The sequence below is a fragment of the Paraburkholderia sp. J63 genome, assembly GCF_905220245.1.
In the GTDB taxonomy this organism is placed as follows: domain Bacteria; phylum Pseudomonadota; class Gammaproteobacteria; order Burkholderiales; family Burkholderiaceae; genus Paraburkholderia.
On sequence record NZ_CAJMZF010000116.1, the window covers coordinates 1 to 1,648 of the forward strand.

Consider the following 1,648-nt stretch of genomic DNA (forward strand, 5'->3'; position numbering starts at 1 on the left):
CGGCAAGATCGATCGCGCGGCGTTGCCGGAGCCCGAAGACATCGGCGATTCCGACTGCTTCGTCGCGCCCGCAGGCGAGCTCGAAAGCATGCTCGCCGGTATTTGGGCGGACGTGCTCGGCATCGAGCGCATTGGTCGCCATGACAATTTCTTCGAGCGCGGCGGCGATTCGATCCGCTGCCTGAAGGCGGTCGCCGCGATCCAGCGCGCGGGCATCGACATCACGCCGCGCCTGATGTTCGAGCACCAGGACGTTGCGGCGCTCGCGCAGGCGCTCGGCGAACACGGCACCACGGCCGCGCCAACGTTCGTCGCGCTGGCCGCCGAGGCGCGTAACGCACTGCCGCTCTCGTTCGCGCAGCAGCGGCTATGGTTCCTGTGGAATCTGCAGCCCGAGAGCAGCGCCTATCACGTCACGGGCGCGATGCGCCTCAAGGGGACGCTCGATGCGAGCGCGCTGCGCGCCAGTTTCGATGCGCTCGTCCAGCGGCACGAATCCTTGCGGACCACCTTCGCTGCGGGCGCCGACGGGCATGCCACGCAGAACATCCACGCCAACGCGCACTACGACTATCGGACGTTCGATGCGGCCCGCTCGGGCGACGGCGCGCAAGTGACCGAAGCGACCGAAGCATGGGCCGCGGCACTCGCGGCGCAGCCGTTCGACCTGACGACGGGGCCGCTGCTGCGCGTGGGCGTGGCGCGCGTGGCGGCCGATGAACATGTGCTCGTGGTGGTCATGCATCACATCGTCTCGGATGGCTGGTCGATGGGCGTGCTGCTGCGCGAGTTCGTCGAGGGCTATCGCGCACGCGTGAGCGGCGAATCGGTCGCGCAGAGCGATCTGCCGATCCAGTACGCCGACTACGCGGTGTGGCAGCGCCGCTGGCTCGCGGACGGCGAGCAGGAACGACAGCTTGCTTACTGGCGCGCGACGCTCGGCGGCGAACAGCCGGTGCTGGCCTTGCCGGCGGATCGTCCGCGCCAGGCCCTCGGTGCGTGGCGCGCGGCGAGCGAGACGGTCCCGTTGCCGCAAGCGCTGGCCGAAGCGCTCCAGCGCGTCGCGCGCGAGCGCAATGCGACGTTGTTCACCGTGCTGCTCGCCGCGTTCGACGCATTGCTGCATCGTTATACGGGCGAGACCGATATCCGCATCGGCGTGCCGGTCGCGAACCGAAATCGTGTGGAGACCGAAGGATTGATCGGGTTCTTCGTCAACACGCAGGTTTTGAAGGCCGAACTCGAAGGCCGCACGACGCTGGCCGCGCTGCTCGACCAGGTGAAGACGCGCGCGTTCGAAGCGCAGGCGCATCAGGATCTGCCGTTCGACGTGCTCGTCGATGCACTGCAGCCCGAACGCAGCCTGAGCCACACGCCGCTCTTCCAGGTGGCATTCAATCATCAGCGCAATGACTATCAGGCCGCGGATACGCTGGAAGGGCTGACCGTCGAGCGCTATCGCGTGGGAGACGGGGCCGCACAGTTCGAACTCACGGTCAACACGCAGGAATTGCCCGATGGCACGCTGAACGTGAGCCTGCGCTACGCGCGCGAACTCTTCGACGCCGAAACGATGGCGCGCTTCGGCCGCCATTACGTGCGCATGCTCGAAGCGCTCACGGGCGATCTGGAGCGCAGCATCGACGCG

The 1,648-nt window shown here is 67.6% G+C and carries 1 protein-coding gene; it reads left to right on the forward strand.

Features of this window, described 5'->3' with window-relative positions; genetic code table 11:
- Window positions 1-1,648: condensation domain-containing protein (locus U5775_RS38700; RefSeq protein ID WP_322063400.1), on the forward strand; the 1,648-nt coding region annotated here is incomplete at both ends.